General features: G+C 40.1%; 20 protein-coding genes and 1 pseudogene. 5 read left to right on the plus strand and 16 right to left on the minus strand.

Going from position 1 to position 17,937, the window contains the following annotated elements; genetic code table 11:
- Positions 1-85 precede the first annotated feature (85 nt).
- The 5 genes and pseudogenes from ACWXW9_RS27445 to ACWXW9_RS27465 all read left to right on the plus strand — a co-directional run bounded on the left by ACWXW9_RS27445 (position 86) and on the right by ACWXW9_RS27465 (position 6,587).
- Positions 86-1,024: a helix-turn-helix transcriptional regulator gene (locus tag ACWXW9_RS27445; protein ID WP_494931968.1), complete on the plus strand. Its 939-nt coding sequence runs from the start codon at positions 86-88 to the stop codon at positions 1,022-1,024.
- A 196-nt stretch (positions 1,025-1,220) separates the two neighbouring features.
- Positions 1,221-1,549 (plus strand): annotated as a pseudogene (locus ACWXW9_RS27450) (serine hydrolase); the annotation flags it as partial.
- A gap of 1,014 nt (positions 1,550-2,563) precedes the next feature.
- Positions 2,564-5,635 carry a DNA/RNA non-specific endonuclease gene (locus ACWXW9_RS27455; RefSeq protein WP_494931969.1) on the plus strand — a complete coding sequence of 1,024 codons (3,072 nt, stop codon included), beginning with the start codon at positions 2,564-2,566 and terminating at the stop codon, positions 5,633-5,635.
- Positions 5,628-6,110, plus strand: coding sequence for an antitoxin YezG family protein (locus tag ACWXW9_RS27460; protein ID WP_494931970.1), 483 nt, complete (start codon positions 5,628-5,630; stop codon positions 6,108-6,110). Before ACWXW9_RS27455 ends, ACWXW9_RS27460 begins: the two co-directional genes overlap by 8 nt.
- A 189-nt stretch (positions 6,111-6,299) precedes the next feature.
- A complete protein-coding gene (locus tag ACWXW9_RS27465) occupies positions 6,300-6,587 on the plus strand; it encodes a hypothetical protein (RefSeq protein ID WP_494931971.1) in 288 nt (95 codons plus the stop codon).
- Between the two features lie 30 nt (positions 6,588-6,617).
- Here the strand turns inward: ACWXW9_RS27465 and ACWXW9_RS27470 are convergent, their stop codons facing one another.
- From ACWXW9_RS27470 to terL, 16 genes are all read right to left on the minus strand, one after another.
- Positions 6,618-8,240 carry a recombinase family protein gene (locus ACWXW9_RS27470; RefSeq protein WP_494931972.1) on the minus strand — a complete coding sequence of 541 codons (1,623 nt, stop codon included), beginning with the start codon at positions 8,238-8,240 and terminating at the stop codon, positions 6,618-6,620.
- Between the two features lie 90 nt (positions 8,241-8,330).
- On the minus strand, positions 8,331-8,456 hold the full coding sequence (locus ACWXW9_RS27475; RefSeq protein WP_494931973.1) for an SHOCT domain-containing protein: 126 nt from the start codon (positions 8,454-8,456) through the stop codon (positions 8,331-8,333).
- 62 nt (positions 8,457-8,518) lie between these two features.
- Entirely contained in the window at positions 8,519-9,670 is a 1,152-nt protein-coding gene (locus ACWXW9_RS27480; RefSeq protein ID WP_494931974.1) for an Ig-like domain-containing protein, read from the minus strand.
- The gene (locus ACWXW9_RS27485) at positions 9,667-9,957 is read right to left on the minus strand and encodes a hypothetical protein (protein ID WP_494931975.1); all 291 of its coding nucleotides are present in this window, start codon (positions 9,955-9,957) and stop codon (positions 9,667-9,669) included. Before ACWXW9_RS27485 ends, ACWXW9_RS27480 begins: the two co-directional genes overlap by 4 nt.
- Entirely contained in the window at positions 9,957-10,268 is a 312-nt protein-coding gene (locus ACWXW9_RS27490) for a phage head-tail connector protein (protein WP_494931976.1), read from the minus strand. The genes ACWXW9_RS27485 and ACWXW9_RS27490 overlap by 1 nt, the downstream gene beginning before the upstream one ends.
- Positions 10,261-10,479 (minus strand): hypothetical protein, encoded by a 219-nt coding sequence (locus ACWXW9_RS27495; RefSeq protein ID WP_494931977.1) that lies wholly within the window; start codon positions 10,477-10,479, stop codon positions 10,261-10,263. Before ACWXW9_RS27495 ends, ACWXW9_RS27490 begins: the two co-directional genes overlap by 8 nt.
- 97 nt (positions 10,480-10,576) lie before the next feature.
- Positions 10,577-11,407, minus strand: coding sequence for a phage major capsid protein (locus tag ACWXW9_RS27500; protein ID WP_494931978.1), 831 nt, complete (start codon positions 11,405-11,407; stop codon positions 10,577-10,579).
- A gap of 31 nt (positions 11,408-11,438) precedes the next feature.
- Entirely contained in the window at positions 11,439-11,978 is a 540-nt protein-coding gene (locus tag ACWXW9_RS27505; RefSeq protein ID WP_494931979.1) for a DUF4355 domain-containing protein, read from the minus strand.
- A 478-nt stretch (positions 11,979-12,456) separates the two neighbouring features.
- Complete coding sequence (locus tag ACWXW9_RS27510) at positions 12,457-12,843, minus strand: cysteine-rich VLP protein (RefSeq protein ID WP_494931980.1); 387 nt, start codon at positions 12,841-12,843, stop codon at positions 12,457-12,459.
- On the minus strand, positions 12,833-14,140 hold the full coding sequence (locus ACWXW9_RS27515; protein WP_494931982.1) for a phage portal protein: 1,308 nt from the start codon (positions 14,138-14,140) through the stop codon (positions 12,833-12,835). The genes ACWXW9_RS27510 and ACWXW9_RS27515 overlap by 11 nt, the downstream gene beginning before the upstream one ends.
- A gap of 146 nt (positions 14,141-14,286) precedes the next feature.
- Positions 14,287-14,808 carry an SMI1/KNR4 family protein gene (locus ACWXW9_RS27520; protein ID WP_430047761.1) on the minus strand — a complete coding sequence of 174 codons (522 nt, stop codon included), beginning with the start codon at positions 14,806-14,808 and terminating at the stop codon, positions 14,287-14,289.
- Positions 14,809-14,998: 190 nt separating this feature from the next.
- A complete protein-coding gene (locus ACWXW9_RS27525) occupies positions 14,999-15,679 on the minus strand; it encodes a hypothetical protein (RefSeq protein WP_430047758.1) in 681 nt (226 codons plus the stop codon).
- A gap of 87 nt (positions 15,680-15,766) precedes the next feature.
- On the minus strand, positions 15,767-16,000 hold the full coding sequence (locus tag ACWXW9_RS27530) for a hypothetical protein (protein WP_016821854.1): 234 nt from the start codon (positions 15,998-16,000) through the stop codon (positions 15,767-15,769).
- 174 nt (positions 16,001-16,174) lie between these two features.
- Positions 16,175-16,480: a hypothetical protein gene (locus tag ACWXW9_RS27535; RefSeq protein WP_430047753.1), complete on the minus strand. Its 306-nt coding sequence runs from the start codon at positions 16,478-16,480 to the stop codon at positions 16,175-16,177.
- Positions 16,481-16,569: 89 nt separating this feature from the next.
- Positions 16,570-16,848, minus strand: coding sequence for a hypothetical protein (locus tag ACWXW9_RS27540; protein ID WP_430047750.1), 279 nt, complete (start codon positions 16,846-16,848; stop codon positions 16,570-16,572).
- A 128-nt stretch (positions 16,849-16,976) separates the two neighbouring features.
- The coding region (terL, locus tag ACWXW9_RS27545; RefSeq protein ID WP_494931981.1) for a phage terminase large subunit at positions 16,977-17,937 on the minus strand (961 nt) is incomplete at its 5' end.

Consider the following 17,937-nt stretch of genomic DNA (forward strand, 5'->3'; position numbering starts at 1 on the left):
ATATCTTATACATTTGATATATTACCTTGAATTCATTATCATATATAAAGGTATCAAAACATGACACCTTTATAAGGAGATTTATATGAACAAATCAGAAAGATTAAATGACATGATCAGATACTTAAACAGTCGAGAGTTCTTTAATTTAAATGACCTAATAGATAAATACAATATTTCAAAAAGTACAGCTCTACGTGATATTAGTTCATTAGAACAATTAGGTATGCCTATTTTTTCGGAACATGGCAGACATGGACGATATGGTATCTTAAAAAATAGATTATTGTCCCCCATTATTTTTACTATGGATGAAGTGTATGCTCTGTACTTTGCCATGTTGACGTTAGAATCTTATCAATCAACACCATTTCATTTAAGTACTAATAAACTAAATGAAAAGTTTGAACACTGTCTTTCTAAAATACAGATAAAGCAGATTCACAAAATGAAAAAAGTTCTACAATTTGAAATATATCAGCATAATAATGTTAGTCGTTTTTTAGATGAAATTCTAAAAAGCATTCTTAATGAGAGTAACTGTAAGCTTCAGTATTTAAAAAATAACCAGAAAAAAAGTTACCATGTTCAATTTTTCAAAATTTCCGCTAAGTTTGGTCAATGGTATGCTACTGGAATAGAGTTAAATACGAATAAATATAGAGTTTTCAGATGTGATCGAATAACCTTTATAGAAGAAGAGGAAATCAAATCTCACTTTTCTATAGATGAACTCATTAGTCGTTCATTAGAAATTTATCAATCTGAGAAGTGTATTGACTACGAAGTAGAGATTTTAGAACAAGCAAAGGATATTTTTTATAAAGAACATTATCCTTCTATGAAAATAGAAAATGGTCATAAAACAGTCATTAAGGGATTCTATAATCTAGGAGAAGAGGAGTTTATAGCTAACTATTTTATGAGATATGGTAATTGTGTTATATCAGTGAAGCCTGAATCATTAAAACAAATTATTCAAGATAGAATAGAGAATCTCTTAAATCACTATCTAAAATTATAAATCAGCATGCGATCCGATCATAGGAGGGTATATGTAATAAGTTCGAAATATACATTATATAGGCATATTATTCAAATCTCGATTTCTTCGATTCAGCAACACCACATGAACCCAATCCTGGTCATTCTTGAATCTCTTTCGCCCAATACACTGCAACATCGTATCCACATCAAATATATTACACACAATTAATAACGAGAATCATGCAGAGTATTTAAAGATCGATGGACAAACCTATATCAGTGAAGATGCTATTCAACTCATTAATGAAGGAAACTCCTCGATTGCATCATACCATCCAATGGTCAAGCTGTATGGTATAAGATTGATGAAAAATCAGCCAATCAAGTCATGACCGTTGAGGCTCCGGTAAGTGGGGGTTTTGCCGTTTATGACGCGAAGGGAATGGTTGTGAACTTTTCAAAGGCCAGCAACAATTATTCGGTAGTACTGCCTGAAGGTGGGATGATCGTTTTTGGTGGTAATAAGGGGGATGTATTTAGAATTAATTTGAAGAATAAATAGACTTGGAGCACATAAAGCTTATTCTTAAATTTAGTGTCAGTAACGATATCGTGTACTGAAATATTCCCGCAGTATTCCAATGGTAGCGAGTTTCAGGTGAGCTAAGGGAAACCACTACTTGATGAAGAAGTACAATATTGGCGATGAGGCCTCTCACAACATTGTGAAGAGGGGATAAGATTATTATCGAGTTTACACTGGCATAGTCACAGTCTGGTTGCAAAATCAGAACAGCCCGGTCACCAAATGATTGGGCTGTTCTGATATAGGTAAATGTGGTCCTAGTCACTCCCCTCTCACCAGCAACACACAGCACTCCACATGCCTTGTGCATGAAAAGAATATATATTCCCCCATTCAACCTTCTTCATTTTCTTGTATGCTGAAACATACTGCCACCGATCTTCATCCGTTGTACATCAATGCTTCTATCTCGGTATATTACTACCACGCACTCCACGTGTGTCGAGACGATGAAAGGGATATATTCCTTTTTATTATATATATTACCTATAATATCAAAAGCTATTCCTTCTCACGACACCCCCTTTTCCCAGATGATGCCCTTTCTCCCTTCACTTCTATTGATCCCACTAATTCCATATGAACCTGTATTTAGTTTACCGAATCCATGATCACGTTTAAATCAGCCCCGTTCCTGACTTTGAAAAACAATTGCTCAAAATTACTATCAGCTTTCTCTATTCCAGTATTACACATTGAAAATACCCCAACGAATGGGTCATTTTGTAAACTAAATCTCTCTTTCAACCGATATATACATATGCTGGACTGTTATTTAAATATCTCCTCTTGCCCTTTGTGAATGAAAGCTTACTCGGAACACCTGTATCCGAATAAGAACGTTTTGTACCCAACAAACTCAGTGATACATATGGGTCTTGACTCAAAGTTGTATTCATCCATTTCTTCTATACGTCAGACTCGAATTTAAAATGCTGCACTTTACTTTTGTAATCAGCCATCACATCTAGAAAGGAGTTATGAACTCACTTGAGCCTATTATCAGATGGGATCGGGTATGAAAGCCTACGCTTTTATGGTCCCTTTCAGCCACAACACATTGAATACCTTCAAATAACACGTACCATTAATGATCATACCTTTTTACATATTAGTGGTATGCTCTCCGAAGAACAAGGAGCCGCATGTATCGGTCAAAATATGGAGCAAGAGCCGATTGTGATTCGTCAGTTGGATGATCAAGGACAATCGCTAAGAAGACTGTTCCACGGGATCGTTACGCAAATGTCTGTGAATTGCACACGGGGAGTATACACCTTTGAATTGGAGGCCGCTTCCCATTCCTATCAAATGGATATCAAGGCGAAAAAACGTTCCTATCAGGATTTTCACCGTACCTATGATGATCTGGTCACTTCGATGGTGCGTAAGTATCAGTACGGAGATGCCATTGATACTGTCACGGACTATGCCAAATTGGACACTTTTGTTTTACAATATGAGGAGACGGATTGGGCTTTTTTAAAGCGTCTTGCTTCCCGCTTTGGTTCGGTACTTGTGCCAGAAGTGACCGCAGCCTCACCCAAAGTTTTCTTCGGGATGCCAGAAGGCAAGCAGCATAAGGTGGAACGAGATGTATTTTATCGGGTACGAAAAACGTTTCATGAGCTGGATGCGGAAAAGCCAGGAGAACAACGTGCTGGCTCGTATGTCACCTATACAATTGAAAGTTTGCAATATTATGCGCTGGGTGACCTCATCACGTTGCCCATTGGACAAGGCAAAGAGTTGGTCGTCGTTCGGGCAGTGACACGGTTAGAGGATGGCTTACTGCGTACCCGTTATGATCTCCAAGCGGAACAGAATATTCGCTATGTCCGGTATGAAAACGATCAGGCCACCGGGATTTCGCTGACAGGAACGGTGCTTAAGGTACAGCAGGATTTCGTACAGCTTCAACTGGACATCGACCCGAAGCAAGATCCTGCCAAAGCATGCTGGTTTCCCGTGGCGACTCGATATGTCGCAGAAGAACATAGTGGCTGGTACGATATGCCTGAAATCGGGGAACAGGTCGAGTTGTATCTGCCTACACACCGCGAACAGGATGCCTATGTAACGGATTCACTTCGACAACAACGCCACACAAATGGACAACCGAATGTGAAGGTTTGGCAACATGTGCAAGGTAGCGGCGTAGAAATGTCTGAGCAAGAACTGACTCTGTCCACCTCGGATGGATTTTCAATTACACTAAATGAAGATGGTGGCATTACCATCAACAGTCCGGGGGATGTACAGATTCAGGGTGGTCATGTGAAGCTTGATGCAGGTGAGGAACTATCACTGGAAGCTGGAACGGCGCTGTATCTCAAAGGTGGAGAAAGTAGCATGGTGCTGGATGGTGAGACAGATACCAAAGCCCCAGTAATTGATCAGGAAGGTACGGTGAAAGCTCCCGTTTTTGTAGCTGACCTCCCTCCTGTCCCAGAGCCACCATTAATGAGTATAAAAGCATATGAAGCAGCTCAATCAACAGCCAAGAGCAGCCAAGCCCCTACTCCTAAAGCAAAAGTTACGACTCCAGCAGCGCTTCAACAGGCCAATGCTTTGATGGGGACGATATCCAAACTGTTAGGCTCCATTCCAGCAGTGGGGAACGTAGCCAGTGTGATGTTGAATACGGTGGGTGGGCCAGCAGGTAAAGTGGCAGCAACGATGTTACAAGCAACCGCAGCCATTCCTGTTCGAAGTAAGGGAACTCCTACGGTTGGAGGCAGTAAAGAAACGGGGTTGCACCCGCTCAAACACTTGGCTGGTTTAGCACTCCAAGGACTAATCAGCCAATACGAACATGAGCAAGCTAAACAAGCTTACTATAGCAAGTGGATTTTAGGAAAAGCATATACGAGTGCACGTCATGTAGCGAATTCTGGAGGCCCACTGGAGCTGGTTCAGAACCTGCTGAAAGAGTCGAATGCTATGGCTCATGCCTATCAGCAGATTCCTATGGAATTGAGACAACGCTGGAGAGCAAATTATGACAGCTACATGGCACAACAACCGAAACCACAAGTTGAGGAGCCTAAATCTTGGTGGGAAGGGATGCTTGAACAAAGCGCAAAAAATGACATGGCGGCTTCACAAGCAAAAATGGAAGCATCTCAACTTCAAGGTGAAGTCATATGGGATGCTGCCCAGGGAGCTAGTGAAAGCATTAAGGTAGACATGTCGATGGATTTGTATAAGCAACAAGATTATCATCCCAAACATCCGATAGCAGGCAAAGTGGGCGAAGTTGTAGGACATGTTGTGAGTACCGTAACGGGAACGGGGGAAATGATCGTTGGGGGCGTCGGAGAGTTCGGCGGTCTGATCTTAGACGGAACCGTTGTATTGAGTCCAGCAGGTGTGCTGGTGCAAGTCGCATCTGCTGGTGCTATGTATCATGGGGGGAAATCTGCCTATACTGGGGCCTCTAACACAGGAAAAAGCTCTGCAGAGCTTTGGCAAATGATCAAAGATGATGGCAAACATGGCTCCACTCCTCCTAAGCCGAGCAAACCCAAGGAGAAACCGCCTAAAACTGAGGAGTCAGGTCAAATTATTAATAAAGTAAATTATGGAGATCATTACACAAAAAATGGTCGCAAAAAAGTATTAAAATCAGATGTTGAGTACACAGGTAAAGAAGGATACAATTATAAAACCGATGGTCAAGGACGTGTTTCAAATGTTGAAGGTGACCTCAAATTAGGAGACGGAAAAAGAAACGGCTATGCTCAGAGGGTTGCGGGTCGAGAAGATCGTTTGCCTGATGACGAAGGTGGTCATCTGATTGCAAGTATATTTAAGGGTTCAGGAGACCTCGATAATCTTGTGCCGATGAATGGTAATCTAAATAAAGGCGAATGGAAGAAACTTGAGAACATGTGGGCGGACGCTCTTAAACAAGGTGATACAGTGAAAGTAAAAATTACACCTAATTATAAAGGCGAATCAATGCGTCCAGACAGTTTTGATATTAGATATAAAATTGGCGATGAAAAATGGCGAACCAAAAGTTTTGATAATGTTCAAGGAGGCAAGTTAGATGATTGAAGAAGAATTAGGTAAACTATATAACGAAATAGCAGAAAACGTAATAGATGCAATTCCTGAGGAGTGGTTTAAAGTCTATCTTTATGGCGAGGTTGTAGACGGTGCCCAAACTGCTTATTTCTATTACTATCCAAAGGAAAATGAACCCCCCGTTTACAGTGAAGAAATCATTGAACTTTTTACTGTAAGTGAAGAGGAGTACTTTGAAAAATGGCACTTATTGCTGGATTGTATTAAGGTGCTATGGAAAGTGTTTATTGATAACGATCAGGAGCCTTGGACAAATTTCACTATGATTTTTGATAATACAGGAAAGTTCAAAATCGATTTTAATTACGATGATCTTTCCAATGTAAATTCGCATGAAAGAGAGACAATATGGAACTATATACATCTTGGCATTCTACCTAAAAGTAACTCAGGAAAAAAGCATTTAGAAAAGTACCTTGAGACTGTGGAAAAACAAGATAAATAGGTACCATAGTGGAATTGATAAATATTACTAAGTTTTCATTTTGAGGGAAAATTAATACTTTTAAAAGCTTATTCGTACCTTGAATTATAAGCATGAGTGAGCTTTTCTCTACACGAAAAACAATAACTTGCCATCCCTCCCCATCAGAGTTAACATACACACACTTCAACCACGGGAGGGAAATGTGTTATGTCAAATTGGCCAGATTGGTTTCAGGAAGCATTACGCCAACGTTTTTATCAATTAGAACTTGTCAGTGAACAACAGGCTTCATGTTCATCAGAAGATGTGCATCTATTCACCAAAATGGATCAATTCAAAATGAATCAAAACAAGGATATTCAGCAACTGCTATCCGAATGGGAAGAAGCCATAGGTTATCAGCTAAGTCAGGACAAACAGTCCATCTATATGGAAGGAGTTAAAGACGGGATTCGATTGATTCTTCCCGTCATGCACTCCACAAATATTCTCTAGCCTATTGATCGTTTCAGCCTATGATTTTTTTTAGTCCAGTATTTCATCTATGCTCATTCCACTTTTCAAGGTAAAAACAAAATGCGCTGGTGAGAGAATGGTTATCTTCTCCACCAACGCATTAAATAGGTTATCATCAAATTGTTCCAGTATATCCTGCTGTGAACTTAGGACTTGGATAAATTCATCGACACGTTCCTTGAGTTGTGCCTTTTGCTCATACTCCTGCTCCAGTATCAGCTTCTGTTGTCGCAGCTCGTTTAGCTCACTGGAAAGTCTGTTCGTTTCTTCATCATATACCGTTTCATCAATTTGATTTCGCAGCTTGAGATTCACTAACTCCTTCAAGTCGGATTTCAATTGTTGCATCTTTCTTTCAATGTCCAATAGCGGTTCTTGCCCTACTTTGCTAGAAAGTGCCGATTCAATATTCCCTTTCAGCGTTTTCATGAATCCTTTCTTATTCTCATACATCCGGTTGAACAATCGCACAAACGCGGAATGTAAAACTTGTTCATCAACTGATTTGGCATCACAGGCTGCTTTACCTTCATTGACATACGTTTTGCATTGCCATACTACTTTTTTGGATGGATTATTGCTGTTCCAGGTTCGGCGTTTAAAAATGGCCCCACAGCATCCACAATATACTTTACTACTTAGTGCATATTTACTGGAGTATCTTTTACTATCCCCCATCACACTCCCTTTCAGCTTGGCCCTCCATTCCTTTTCCTTTTGCACCGCTTCAAATAGTTCCTTGGATACAATCGGCTCATGGTTGTCCTCAATTAAATATTGCTGTTCTTGTCCTTTATTCCTTATTCGTTTGTGGGTTAGAAAATCTACCGTTACCGTCTTTTGCTGAAGCAAAGCTCCGTAATATTTCTCATTGGTCAATATTAATGTAATAGAGGAGTCCCACCACGTATCACCACCCGTGACTGTTTTAATGTGGTCTCGCATCAATCCTCTGGCTATCGCCTGATAGCTTTTCCCATCCAAATACTCCTCGTATATCCTGCGTACAATCTCTGCTTCTGGCTCGTTAATCACCAGTTCACCATGTTCATCCTTATCATAGCCAAGGAAACGAGTAGTGTTGCAGAAGACTTTGCCGTTTTGGAAGCCACGTAATATGCCCCATCGACTATTCTCAGAAATGTTTCGACTCTCGTCTTGGGCAAGGGAACTCAGGATGGTCAGCAATACTTCGCCTGTGGTATCCAGCGTATTAATGTTCTCCCGTTCAAAAAATACAGCGACTCCGAGACTTTTGAGTTCTCGTACATATTTCAATAAATCCAGTGTATTCCTAGCAAACCTCGAAATCGACTTGACCAGTATGAGATCCAGTTTACCGTTTCGGGCATCCTGTATCATCCGATTAAATTGCGTTCTATTTTTGGTGCTGGTTCCGGTGATCCCTTCATCGGCATAGATATCAGCCATTTCCCATTCCAAGTTGTTTTGAATGTATTGAGTATAATGATTGACCTGATTCGTATAGCTCTCCTTTTGCTCCTCGGAATCGGTACTAACTCGGCAATAGGCGGCGACTTTCTTCTTTTGAATAGATTGGATTCCCTCTACGATGTCCATCGTTTTAATGGGAACGATCACGACTTTTTTTGCGGTTGCGGCTTGTGCCATAGACGTTTCTCCCTTCCATATCTTCTTTATACGGTCACATGGTATAATGCTTGCGGCACATCATCAAGTCCATTTCTGCCCATGTTATAGCTACTTGAAAGATTTTTTATTAAGCTGGTCAATGGCTATAAATTCTTCTTTTGTAATTACATTTTGTGATCTTAATTGCTTCAATAGGCTTAGACTCAGTAGATAATCAATAGATTTTCGTTGCATATGTATGTGCTCCTTTGAAATAAAAATGGCTCACCTCTAGGGCAAGCCGATAGATATAATGCTTAGAATAAATTTTTAAGGCTAATGGTCTTTTCTATGGTCATGCTAGGATCACTTGCTAAGGTGGCAGTCAGTACAAGGACTTTGTTGCTAGACCCACTACTGCTTCCGGCTTTCACCGTCACACTATTTCCTGTACTCACTGTCACGCTCCCCATGATCGGAATTGAATCATCTTGATTTCGTAGGCTCCATTCCACCGACTGGTCAAACACTTCCACTCCATGATCATAGATATGACTGACGTATGAGGCGCTTTGGCCTGTTTTAAGAATGGGATTGCCGGTAATGGCTATCGAATAGATATGCGTTCCTGTTTCGACGACTCTCATTTCAATGGTACTTTGTACTGCTGGGTGATACGTTAGTTTTGCAATAATACTTGCTTGTCCCAAAGCGATGCCCATAACCTGACCTTGCTGATCTACACTGACCACATTCGGATCACTGGATATATAGGTAATCGCCGGATTCGCTATCTCATTCCCATTATCCGTAGCAGTGACATTCAACGGTATTGTTTCGTTGAGCAGCACATGGGCTATCGTTCCCTGATTGATATGTAATGCGTATGTATGAGCAATCTCGTACTTCCATCGGTCTGCAATGTTATTTTCCACGTCATCATAAGCTGTATTTATGCTATCCAATGTGCAGCTTAACTGGATAATGCCATTCCTCGTGCGGTCAATTCCAACTATTTTAAACGGCTGATGAGTCATATAGAATCGTTGGTTCAATGCGATGTTTCGCGTGTCTGCATTGTCTTGTAGTCTAACTATAATATTTCCCTCTGGCATGGAGATAACTTTACCTGTTTCCGTTGAAAACGTTCTGGCTTCTACCACAGCATCAAACCATTTCACCTCTCCATTCCAGTTTATAGGTAGTCGTTGATTACACTTTTTCATCCTGCCCCGACACGACTGTTCATTTTGATCCACCTGACTGGTAATTAAATATCGTTCATCACGATAATCCACGATATCACCTGTATGTAATGGTGTTGCTGCACGAATAATTTTTTCATCAGTTATTTGAATGATATCTGTCGCATCTCGGATCAGAGCAAGCAGCTTTACACTATTGATATGCACAAAATCTCCCTTCTCTCGCAGAAAGAAATCCATCATCGGCTCTAGGCTCCTTGTCACTCCTCTACCTCCAATCCAAAGTCTGGCTTGCAGCGATACAGATACAACTCCATATAATCACTCCATTCTTTCATGTCCAAAATAATAAAAATATCCTTGCCAATTCGAATATAGCAGTTCGACAGCAATAAAGATTCCAATGGACAGAAAGCTCGATATGTCGTCTCTAGTATGTAACCATCTTCAAATGAAAAACTTTTGCGATAAGGTTGTACATCTGCCATCATCAACAGAACAGGGTTGAAGTGAGTAACATCCAAAATCTCCAGCTTCGTATCGTAGAACATCAGTCCGTCCCTACCTTGATTTTAGGTAAAGGAAGAGCAAGCCGGATACTTGTCGGAATGCCTGTTTCATAGGTGGCTGAGCGTTCACCTTCCTGCTTATTTATAAATCCAACCGAATCCCTATTTTTATAGAGATACACCGCATAATCGACCATAACATCATCATATTCCACAGGCAGTGTTGCCACATTACAATAACCAAGAATATTACTTCTCGCTTTATTCAAATAGTGGATCAGCATATCATCCTTGGATATATCTATTGGCTCTATGCCTAGGAGCCGTTTAAGTAAAATCAATGAATCATTCATGTGCTGGCTCTTGTTCCTCCTTTACCTGTACCTTCTCAGTACGTTTCATTTTTCTTACAGTTTGTACTTTCGTTCGGGCTACATCTTGCTCATCCTCAACTTGTTTAGGTTCATTCACTTGCTCATAATGCCCACTGGCCTGTAACCGCAGCATCAGCTCCTGATCCGTGACTTCCCATATACATCCTGTTTCCTGATTCAAAAACCACATCTTATTACCCTCCAAAAATGAAAAATAGGGTATCCGAAACGGACACCCCAAACGTGTTTCTTCTATTATAATGTGTTTTTATATCATTCACTTTCAATTAAGACTTATTGGCTGTGAGTACAGCGAGAGCTTCCGGCTTGATACATTTAGCACCGAATACCTGTAGACCTTTCACCGCATCTGAAAATTGTTTCTCTGGTCTGAACGCCTCCACTGAATCCACTTGCCCGGCAAACGAAATCGCACTCTTATGACCTGCGATGATTTTATATTTGGCTCCTGTGGTATTTGGCACATTGTTAGATTTATAAACGGTCATGCCATCTATATCTCCGACATAGCCTGTGCGGATAATATTTGAGTCTTTGGTGAAACGAGCATCTTTCAGTAGCAAGCCATAGTACCATGCAGGAACCACCACAAAACGTTCGCTTTCAGGCACATTGTTCTCATCCAATAGTACACCCAAATCAATCAGCAAATCATAGGCTGTATCTTTCGTGGGAGTTACAGACGTTGTGTCGCTACCAATCGTATTCTCAGCTTTTACCTCTGTGTAAAATCCAGCAAGATACTGATCGACTACATTGGCCAGTCCATACGAGGCTTCCACGATTCCACCATCTAGTAGATTTACATTCGCTTGAGCAGCATCGACATCATCCACCTGAAAATTAAAATACTTCGCTTGATCGATCACCAGTGTTTTTTGCGTAGCATCCAGTTCCTGTGGATTACCGATTCCTGCCACTTTATCATAGTTGCCAATCGTTACTGCCCCAATGGAATTAATTTTCACTGTGGAACCCTGACCTTTAATCTCACCTTCATAATCAGTGTTGACCACGTTCCCATATACCAGATTCTTTTTCAGACTTTCATTTAAACGTGCGCTCCAAATTGTAGAAATAAAATGTTGTACTGACATATCTAATCACCCTGTCCTTTTCTATTGATTATTATTTGTTTTGTAATGCTTGTTTGACTTGATGCCAATGCTGATTGATCTCACTCGGCGACATGCCTTTAATCGCTTCTAATGAAAATGTGTTACCTATTGAACCAGCCGGAGGAGTATAGCCATCCCCTTTGAGTCGTTGCTCGACTTGCTGTTGTACCGCACCTTGTAACGATTGTTCCAACATAGCTAAATTCGCTGTCGTTGCTTCTTCATCTGCACCAATAAAAAAATCCACTAACGGGAGTGGAAGTTTCTTTTCGGATGCAATTTTAATCGCTTGGCTGGTTAATCGTTCACGCTGCTTCTCTAGCTTCATATGCTCCACTTCGGCTCGTAGCTTCTCGACTTCGATTTCTTTCTCATCCTTAGCCGGGAATCGCTTCTTGATCTCAGCGTCCACTGCACTTTCCAAATGGTTGGCTTTCCACGTTTCCAAGGATTTAGCTGATCGCTTGTCTACCGTGCTATCGAACCAACTTTTTGCTTCCTTATTAGATTGAATGAATTGCTCTATCCCTTCTACGCTATACGGATTCAAAACCCTGAAGATACGTTTGCCATTCCTCATTCGTTTGGTTTTCCTCAATCAACTGCTTCATTTGTTCTAAATTCATTTTCGATATTCTCCTTTATTGCCCATTCGACTCACAGAACCGAACACGCTTTTGTATGTATTGAGCCGTTTAATGTCATGCTCAGGACAGCAATGTAACGCATTAGAAATCACAAAAACGAGGAAAAGGTACAAACATACCCACTCCCCACTTTTACCTATTTTTCATCCTTTGTTTATATAGCTTTTTGACAGCCTAAAGCGTTACATCAAGCCTATTGTTTGCCTAAACTTCAGAAACGTATATATATGCTGAAACTGTATAATATTGAATATCATGTTCAAGACAATCATGTAACGCATTAGAAAACGCAAAAGTGACGAAAAGGTACAAGCATGTCAACTCCTCATTTTTACCTATTTTTAACCCTTTGTTTATAGGGCTTTTTCCACCTCTAAAGCGTTACATCAAGCCGTCTTTTTGTCTGAACTTCCGAACACGCAATCTAATATTTTCTTTTCTCGCTTTACCTCTGCATTTATCACAACATTTCTGCCGATTCGAATTTGCCGAAAATGTTCCTCCACAACGTGTACAGTTCACCCTTGGCTTCGCTGTATTAAACCCAACCTCTACATTACGTTCAGACTTATACTCTTGATCCAGCTTCTCATCCATTGGCAAAACTCCATTTTCAAAATAGCTACAACGGGGCAAAGAATCGTCTTGAGCGAAAAATATACATGGGCCGTCCTGTAAACAGCAATAGTTTGGGATACCATGCTTTGCTCCGAGATAACACGCACAACTATGCTTAACCAACCGCTTAATCCTATTTTTATTCTGCATTGGACATCTCCTTATCCGTACCAACTAATCGTTGCTGCTCCGAATGAAATTTATTGAATTCCAGCTTAGGATTCTCGACAAACGGAAGCAACGTCAGCAATGTTTCCTGTGAGACCACTTGCTGCAATTTAACGATCACATCTGCCATCCCGACCAAATCTGTTGGCAAGTTACGAGTAAACTTCACTGCAATATCCCTGTAATCATATTGCACGCCTTCTTTAATGTGCAGAAACGTAAAGAAATTACGTAAACGCTGCTTGATTGCCTTTTCCATTAAAGCTTCACGCATTGCCACTCGATTCTCTAAATTTAACAATTTGTTTCTCAGCGCTAAGGAAGACGTATTACTGGCCCAGTTTTCATTAAAGTTAACTTGATCCATCATATCGAAAATTTTCCGCTCAATATTATCTAATTCGTTCTTCACAAAAGAATCATTAATCTCCTTCGTAAGCCAGCTTACCTTTCCTCCAGCCGGAACTTGAATAATGCCCATCTTCTTCATATTCAACAAGTCTTCAGCTTCCAGCTTGGCATTCTCAATCACGAGATAGGCGTTGCGATGATCTGCAATTTCATTGACCAAATCGGAATTCAATGCGTTATAAGCATCAAATAAAGAAATCACATCATGGAAGCCGCTTTTCCTCTCTGTATTGGCTGGACAGGAGATAAGCGGGACTCTTCCAAAGATGTGATTATGTTTACCGATATATTTCAATTCAGGTGATTGATTTTGCTTCATTTGATTACTTTTATTATCACTGCCAATTGTATAATGTAGAATTTCATGATCAGTATACACGTCCAGATAGACTTGCTTATCAAACCGTCTCGTAAATTTATGTAGGCCAAGTAATACGTTTCTTTCTGCTGTTCCGTCCTCCAACACATAGGCATTCAATGGAGATAATACTGTGGCTGAAAACTGGCCATCCGAGTCGATATAATTCAATTCAATACTTTCACCGAATATTTCAGATTGTTTCCGAAGCTGTAGATTATGCTCCTTGTCCCAATGACTCATATGTACATCTATATTATGTATAGCCGTGTCCTGATCCGACTTGGACACATAGTTTACTGGCTTACCGAGCAGATAGCCGATTTCATTATCTACAAACTTACGAGGGAAATTGAAGATAAGCTTTTGATTACTTCGGCTTTCTTGCATCGCATAGTTCTTCAGAATGGCATGCTGACCATTATAGTAATCTGAATATTTTTGTTTGGCTATTGCAGCCGTTTGGAGTTCGTTTAGACATTCTATAATGATTTGTTCCGTAATTTGCATCTCATCGAATCCTTTCAAAATAACAACGCTATATTTCCACTGATTTTTGTTGCACATATCAAAAAACTGCCCATTAAAAAAGGCAGTTCCTTCATTAAACTATTCTGTTAGGGAGTTTAATTTCTTTTGTACGCTTACAACTTCATTCAATCCTCTTCTTCCAGACAAATTTCAATGAATTCATATAGGTTGTTCCCCTCTACAGAACGGTTTCCCCAATCGTGCCAAAAGTATAGCACTTGCCCTACAACTCCCACTTCGGATGGATCTGTATCAAGACAGAGATAGTCCCCGCTACCGTTCTCTGCAATTGGCACCCATTTAGGATTCCAAAGACAAGGGCTAATTTCATTATCGGCATCCAATTCTAAATCGTCTGGGTCAAATTCCTCCTGAATAAACTTCCAGTTATCGATAATTTGAGCAATAGGGGAAAGTGTTAAATTTCTTACGAAAGAACTAACTCCCACCTTCCAATCTTGCCCATTATGTACCCTATAAAAATTTTTCATTTCTTCGGGAAGCTGGATGCCAAGCGTATTTTCGAGTATCTGGAAATCTTCATCTCTTGCACCGACTTGTAGATTCAATTTCTTTTCAAAATCCGCTTCCTGGCTTATCCCTTTTCCAATAATACGCTGCCATAGTGACTCAGCTTGATGCATCATTTCTTTATCCTCCAGCTATTCGATAGATATAGAATAATCCCTTATTGGGTTATTATATCTAATTTTCGATGAATTGAACAAAATATACCTTTCTTAACCTCCGGCTCCAGACTAATAATGCGTCCATGCTTCTTGCCCCTTGGAATGCACACTTTCCACGGGTGCATGTATAGTTACTAGTTGAGCTTATTTACGAATTATTACCGGCACCAACCACGACTGAGAAAATCCCCTCTTCATCGTGCTTCAGTATGACGATAAAGGTGCCTGGCATAGATTCTGGACTATTCGCTGCCTCAAGTTCATACCAACCCTTCAACCGTTCTGAAAGGAGCTTACTCTCGTACTGGATAACATCTCGCCCCTCGTCTACCTTATACTCCTTGACCTTAACAGCGTCACTTGGAATTACAGAAGAAGCCTCGCGTATAGCTTCCTTTACAGAGCGCCTTGGCGTATCCGTAGCTTCAAATGACAGGGTTACATTCAAAGCCGTGTTTTTCTTTGTAACGTCATCTTCGGCATAAATAGCCAGAAAACTATTGTTCTGATAAGAACTAATGCCAGCATCTTGCCCATTCTCATCTACCCCGCGGAGATGTTCGATAGTTTCCTTCGTATCCCCGAGTCCTCCTGCCTTGGTGATCAGGGGTTCTATAGTTGTGCCTTGATCTTTAACTGGCTCAGAAGCCTCACCGCTTTCTGTATCAGTCACAGCTTCATCTGCAGCAGTTGATTCAACCGTGCTTATTGTCTCTACAGCATTATCGTTGTCTTTGCTTTCTTTGGTTGATTCCCCGCAACCTGTTAACGTTACGGATAGAGCAATACATCCTGCCATAATAAGCAATCTCTTCTTGTAAATCCCCACACTCCGACCTCCATATTTTATAATGTTTAATTCTATCCTGCATTTACCAATATGTATTATAAAAAAATTAAGCTCGCAGTCTGGACGCTATCTGGTATATTGTTCAATGTCTTCTATATTCGAATTTCTTCTCATCTGGTCCTCATATTCATGAACATCGTTATTTAATTTGGCCACAGCTCCCCAACCCGAGAATACAAGCAGGAGTACTCCCATCAAGGCATAGGCGAATGTGAAATAATTCAAATAAAAGTTTAAAACAATACCACCTAAAATCAGCAGCAATACGATCCACAGCGTCCACTTTAAGCCCTTCTTCAATAAAATCTCTCCCTCATAAGGATTCTTATAATTTTCCTTTATGTATCGTGATACATACGATTCACTTGTCTAAAAAGTTCAAGAAATTTAGGCATCATGAGTGCTGTAACTGTTATTGTCTTGATTACAGTTATCAGCTTGTATGGTTGCCACAACACTTAACTATTCTACCCGTTAGTTCAATCCATGGTCGTCGTCAATTATCCACGAAAATTCTTTCGTAATCGAAATTGCAATGCTAGATAATATTAGTTCTAAGATGTCATCAGTGTATGTTGGTACATCAATTTCAATTAAATTTACTTCTTCAGTACCATCAAGTGTGTCGAAAGCATAGTTCCCATCTGGATTAGCAAGAATACCAGTTACTTTAACAATCTCCCCATTGACTTCTTTATGAAATGTTAGGTGACTAGCTTTTGTGAATCCCAAAACAGAGGTTAAGAATTGCTCAGCAACCTCCGATTTAATTTTGGACATGTACTTATCCGAATGGATACTTATATAGTCGTACATAGTTTCACCTTACTCATGTCTGCCATAGCTGCCTTTTGCTACTTCGAGGGAGCTTAAATAGGTAACGAATCAATATGAGATTCAACTTCAAAAATAAATTCTTCAAGGCTTTCACAATCAAACCATTCACTTCCTTTATTTATCTCAAACAATACTGGATAGCTATGATGATTTATTAAAAATTGCCAACCCTGTCTTGAAATCATAGACTCCAATATTTGACAGTAATCAAATAACTTTTCAACGTCAGCTCTATTCATTAAGTCATAATCCTGATAAGTGGTTCCTAATGGTTCAGGGAAGATTCGATATGCTAACCATTTTGTTTCCAATTTAATACACCTCTTAGAGTTACAAAAGCATATGCGGTCATAATTAGTGATTCAACATTTTCCTGCAGTATCCTGCCCATTGACTTAACGAGATTGGATAAAATAAGATTTGAGTTTTAGCAAAACCCTCAAAATAACAAACTTCGATCATAAAACTTCAGACTCTTGACCGACTGAATCAATTGAACAGCCCCATAGAGTGAATCCGGGGCATCATCATATGTACAATTTCGATTGTAGTCCTTCACCTGAGTATTATACCCGATGTTATCTGCATTGAACAGAATATGACCTTTTTTAATTTCCGGCTCTAGACTCATAATGCGTTCATGCTTTTGACCCTTGGAATGGACACTTTCTACGGGGGTATGTATCTTCGCCTTCCATAACTCTTCTTCAAATTTTTGCTTCATGTAGCTTTGCGCTTGATTGACTTCAAAGCCCAACTTATCTACAGGGTAAAGCTTCAATTTCTCAATAGCGACTTGAAACAAATCATCCGGTAGCAGTTTATAAATATTTCCATCCACCACATACATTTGCTTCGTCTTCCGATGCTGACCAATAATTGAAATAGCCGAATAGTCGTTTTTCTTCCCGGCTTTGATGGCTGGATCAATGTACATGGCAAGTTCCATCTCTTCAAATTCAGGCAACCTGTCCCAGTACATGAGATTCTGAAATATGTATTCGTCTGTTGAACGTGGATCGTTTTGTAATTCTTTATAGAAACTCTTTTCGCCCATCGCTTGCTTCTTGCACATCAAATAATAGTAGTCCAAGTACTCGCTCCACAGGATTTCCGTTCCCTTTAGCATTTCCTCCTCATTCGCCATAAAAAAAGACAAAGCCGTATTGATCCTATCCTCGTCTTGGAGATTATTATATTGTCGCTCCCACTCTGACCATAGATCATCACGCTCTGAAAACTGAAGCACAGCTGCTTTACGGACACTTCTTACTCCTGGTATTTTACCTTTGAGCAGATCAGCCATGATGTCTTCTTCGTTCAAAATGGTTCCACAGATCAGAATATTCGTATCCCTTGTGCCAATAGGTAGAATGACATCTGTAAATGTATTTTTAATT

Source organism: Paenibacillus sp. LT-B23, assembly GCF_059417685.1.

Coding starts and splice junctions, on each gene's coding strand:
- ACWXW9_RS27490 (WP_494931976.1), bottom strand. CDS start 10,268: ATGAATGATTCATTGATTTTACTTAAACGGCTCCTAGGCATAGAGCCA.
- ACWXW9_RS27520 (WP_430047761.1), bottom strand. CDS start 14,808: ATGATGCATCAAGCTGAGTCACTATGGCAGCGTATTATTGGAAAAGGG.
- ACWXW9_RS27500 (WP_494931978.1), bottom strand. CDS start 11,407: ATGTCAGTACAACATTTTATTTCTACAATTTGGAGCGCACGTTTAAAT.
- ACWXW9_RS27470 (WP_494931972.1), bottom strand. CDS start 8,240: ATGGCACAAGCCGCAACCGCAAAAAAAGTCGTGATCGTTCCCATTAAA.
- ACWXW9_RS27495 (WP_494931977.1), bottom strand. CDS start 10,479: ATGTGGTTTTTGAATCAGGAAACAGGATGTATATGGGAAGTCACGGAT.
- ACWXW9_RS27465 (WP_494931971.1), top strand. CDS start 6,300: ATGTCAAATTGGCCAGATTGGTTTCAGGAAGCATTACGCCAACGTTTT.
- ACWXW9_RS27535 (WP_430047753.1), bottom strand. CDS start 16,480: ATGTCCAAAATTAAATCGGAGGTTGCTGAGCAATTCTTAACCTCTGTT.
- ACWXW9_RS27460 (WP_494931970.1), top strand. CDS start 5,628: ATGATTGAAGAAGAATTAGGTAAACTATATAACGAAATAGCAGAAAAC.
- ACWXW9_RS27445 (WP_494931968.1), top strand. CDS start 86: ATGAACAAATCAGAAAGATTAAATGACATGATCAGATACTTAAACAGT.
- ACWXW9_RS27475 (WP_494931973.1), bottom strand. CDS start 8,456: ATGCAACGAAAATCTATTGATTATCTACTGAGTCTAAGCCTATTGAAG.
- ACWXW9_RS27485 (WP_494931975.1), bottom strand. CDS start 9,957: ATGTTCTACGATACGAAGCTGGAGATTTTGGATGTTACTCACTTCAAC.
- ACWXW9_RS27510 (WP_494931980.1), bottom strand. CDS start 12,843: ATGCAGAATAAAAATAGGATTAAGCGGTTGGTTAAGCATAGTTGTGCG.
- ACWXW9_RS27515 (WP_494931982.1), bottom strand. CDS start 14,140: ATGCAAATTACGGAACAAATCATTATAGAATGTCTAAACGAACTCCAA.